Consider the following 3,466-nt stretch of genomic DNA (forward strand, 5'->3'; position numbering starts at 1 on the left):
CTTCACCGGCCCGTCGCTGCGCTGGTACCAAGCGGTGCTGTCCGATACGCGGCTCACCTCGGCGCTGGTCAATTCGCTGCTGGTGGCGGTGCTGTCCTCGCTCACCTCCGTCACGCTCGGCTTCCTCTCCGCCTGGGGGTTCGCGCGCTTCGTGCTGCCGGGCTCGGCCATCTTACGCGGGCTGATCACGTTGCCGCTCACCGTCAGCTATCTCATCATCGGCATGGGGCTGCTGGTGCTGTTCAACTGGGCCGGCGTGCCGAAATCGCTTTTAGCCGCCGGCATCGGCCATGTGGTGATCAACCTGCCGCTTTGCTTTGCCATCATCTACAGCCAGATGGGCGATCATCAGATCAACATCGAGCGCGCCGCACGCGACCTGGGTGCGGCCGAATGGAAGGTGCTGCTCATGATCACGGTGCCCGTGATGGCGCCGGCGATCTTCGCCGGCTTCTTCCTGTCGATGACCTTCTCCTGGGACGAGTTCGTCATCTCCTTCCTGCTCACCCGTTTCGAGACGACGCTCCCCGTCGAGATCTGGAACCTCTTGCGCTCCGGCCTCAATCCCAAGACCAATGCCGTCGGCTCGCTGGTCTTTGCCGTCTCCATCGTCCTGGTGGTGTTTTTCGAATTGACCCTGCTGCGAAGAAAGCCGGCATGAGCGCGCCCCTCGTCGACATCCGCAACGTCTCGCATCGCTTCGGCCAGCTTCCGGTGCTGAAGAACGTCTCTCTTGCCATCGAGCCCGGCAGCTACACCATCCTGCTCGGGCCGTCCGGCTCCGGCAAGACGACGCTGCTTTCCATCCTCGGCGGCTTCGTGACACCCAGCGAGGGCAAGGTGTTCATCCGCGGCGAGGACTGCACGTCCGTGCCGCCCGCCAAGCGCCCGACGACGACGGTGTTCCAGGACTATGCGCTGTTTCCGCATATGAGCGTCGGCGGCAATGTCGGCTTCGGGCTGCGCATGCAGGGCGTCGACGGCGCGACGCGGGCGGCCAAGGCGCGCGAAGCGCTGGCTCTCGTCGGGCTGGCGGCCGCCTTCGACAAGAAGCCGCATCAATTGTCCGGCGGCCAGCGGCAGCGCGTGGCGCTGGCCCGCGCGCTGGTCATCGAACCGGCCGTGCTTCTGCTCGACGAGCCGCTCGGCGCGCTGGATCTCAAACTGCGCCGGCAGATGCAGGACGAGCTGAAGGCCATCCAGAAGCGCGTCGGCACCGCCTTCGTCCATGTCACCCACGACCAGGAGGAAGCGATGGCGCTCGCCGACCATTGCGTGGTGATGAATGACGGCCGCATTGAGGACGAAGGCGCGCCGGAGCGGGTCTATGCGCGGCCGAAGACGCGCTTCTCGGCCACCTTTATGGGCGAGAGCACCATCCTTGCAGGAACCGTGACCGAGGCGAAGAACGGGATCGTCACGGCCTCGACCTCGGCTGGGCCGATCTCGCTGCCCGGCGCCTCACCTGCCGGCGCCGGCGTTGCTCTAGCCATCCGGCCCGAGCACCTCGTCCTCGGCGAGACGAAAGCCGATGTCGCGCTGGGCACAGCCAAGGTCAGCGACGTCGTCTTCCAGGGCAGCTTCAAGCGCGTGCTGGCCGCCTCGACGCGGGATCCTGCATTGCAATTCATCGCCAAGGCTCCGGCATCGGCCACCGTCCGGGCAGGCGACACGATCGCGGTTTCGTGCAACGCTCAAGACATCATCCTGCTGGCGGACTGAAGAATGAGCATGCTTCCGGTCATCGAGGCTCCGGACTGGTACGAGACCATCCGCATGGGCGACGGCGTCACGCTCATCCACGAGCCATGGATAAAACCATTCTTTCGCTGCAACATGTGGCATGTGCGCGGGCGAGACCGCGATCTGCTGTTCGATACAGGCCTCGGCCATTTCAGTCTGAGACGGCATGTGCCGCTGGTGAGCGAGCGCAAGCTCGTCTGCGTCGCCAGTCACACGCATTTCGACCACATCGGCTGCCATCACGAATTTCCGGATCGCTGCGTGCATTCCGCCGAAGCGGCAATCCTCGCCGACCCGCGCAACGAATCGACCGTCGCCGACCGCTACGCCAACGAAGAGATGTTCGATGGTGCGCCGGAAGGCTGGGACACGGCGCGCTACCATATCCTGCCCGCCCCAGCCGGCCGGCTGCTTGAGCATGGCGATGTCGTCGATCTCGGCGACCGCGCCTTCGAGGTCATCCACACGCCTGGACATTCGCCCGGCGGTATCGCGCTCAACGAGAAGAAGACCGGCATCCTCTTGTCCGGCGACATCGTCTATGAGGGGCCGCTGATCGACGACGTCTATCACTCCGATATCGAGGACTATGTCGAGACGCTGCTCGCCATGCGCGACCTCGATGTCTCGGTCGTCCATGGCGGCCATTTTCCGAGCTTCGGCAAGGTGCGCTATCGGCAACTTATCGATGAGTATCTGGCGCACAAGCGCAAGGCCGGCTGCCACCTGAAGCAGAGCAGGTGAACGATCAGACCCGATTTTGTGATGCTGGGTTAAAGCGCCCTTTGCGGGCAGGGCGTCCCGGCGGCATCGCCGCAGCGGGAGGCCGCAGGCTGCGGCCGCAGGCTCATCTCTTCCGATTGGCGCACCAGTTCGGCGAACATCAGCGCGAAACTTCCCATCATCAGGAAGACTATGATCAGGCGCGTTACCGGCAATAGACAGGTCTCTCGACTGGCCAGCCCCCGCCAACCCATCCACTGCCGGCTAACATGGCTGATCCGGCTTTACGAGTGTTTAAGCTCGGTCTTAACCATCTCAGCCATCACATTCATTGCACGCCTGTCACGAAGCGCGAGGGCCGTCCTTCCGTTCGCACGGCATGGCATGCCGCCCTTTGCAGATGAGGGCGGCGCATGCTACGCCGTCGCCCGCGGCCAGCAGGCGGTCGCGGTCGCCGTTCGGGATCCATGAGCAAAGAAACCAGCCGTTTCGCCTTCGTCTCTTCGGACACTGGTGACGCCCGCGCGGCGCTGCAGAGCCTGTCTGCGCGCTATGGGCAGATACCCGTCGCCGAGGCCGATATCATTGTCGCGCTCGGCGGCGATGGCTTCCTGCTGCAGACGCTGCGCGACACGATGAGCAGCGGCAAGAAGGTCTACGGCATGAACCGTGGCACCATCGGCTTCCTGATGAACGAATATCGCGCCGGCGGCCTCGAGGAGCGCATTTCGCGCGCGGTGCCCGAAACGATCCGCCCGCTGGAAATGGTTGCGGTCACGCGTGACGGAGAACCCGTTTCGGCTTTGGCGATCAACGAAGTGGCGCTTTGGCGCCAGTCCTATCAGACGGCAAAGATCCGCATCACCGTGGACGAGCAGGTGCGGCTGGAGGAGTTGAACTGCGACGGCGTGATGATTGCCACGCCGGCAGGCTCCACCGCCTACAACCTGTCGGCGCACGGACCGATCCTGCCGCTCGACGCGCCGCTTCTGGCGCTGAC

General features: G+C 64.4%; 5 protein-coding genes. 4 read left to right on the forward strand and 1 reads right to left on the reverse strand.

The annotated features are described in order from the left end of the window. The 3 genes from EOA29_RS29405 to EOA29_RS29415 form a co-directional block, all read left to right on the forward strand. The coding region (locus EOA29_RS29405; protein ID WP_145969856.1) for an ABC transporter permease at positions 1-661 on the forward strand (661 nt) is incomplete at its 5' end. Further along, a complete protein-coding gene (locus EOA29_RS29410; RefSeq protein ID WP_126094143.1) occupies positions 658-1,722 on the forward strand; it encodes an ABC transporter ATP-binding protein in 1,065 nt (354 codons plus the stop codon). The genes EOA29_RS29405 and EOA29_RS29410, both read left to right, overlap by 4 nt. Positions 1,723-1,725: 3 nt before the next feature. Then, complete coding sequence (locus tag EOA29_RS29415) at positions 1,726-2,487, forward strand: MBL fold metallo-hydrolase (protein ID WP_126094144.1); 762 nt, start codon at positions 1,726-1,728, stop codon at positions 2,485-2,487. A 29-nt stretch (positions 2,488-2,516) separates the two neighbouring features. On the opposite strand, the gene EOA29_RS29420 is transcribed toward EOA29_RS29415, so the two are convergent. Beyond that, entirely contained in the window at positions 2,517-2,681 is a 165-nt protein-coding gene (locus tag EOA29_RS29420) for a hypothetical protein (RefSeq protein WP_245464688.1), read from the reverse strand. Positions 2,682-2,933: 252 nt separating this feature from the next. Between EOA29_RS29420 and EOA29_RS29425 the strand changes: the two genes are divergently transcribed. Further along, positions 2,934-3,466, forward strand: a 533-nt coding sequence (locus EOA29_RS29425; protein WP_127221977.1) for an NAD kinase, incomplete at its 3' end; no start/stop codon positions are given.

This window comes from Mesorhizobium sp. M1E.F.Ca.ET.063.01.1.1, from assembly GCF_003998155.1.
Taxonomy (GTDB): Bacteria; Pseudomonadota; Alphaproteobacteria; order Rhizobiales; family Rhizobiaceae; genus Mesorhizobium.

Excerpts from the sequence above, each read along its gene's own strand:
- EOA29_RS29410 (WP_126094143.1), top strand. The coding sequence starts at position 658 with ATGAGCGCGCCCCTCGTCGACATCCGCAACGTCTCGCATCGCTTCGGC.
- EOA29_RS29415 (WP_126094144.1), top strand. The coding sequence starts at position 1,726 with ATGAGCATGCTTCCGGTCATCGAGGCTCCGGACTGGTACGAGACCATC.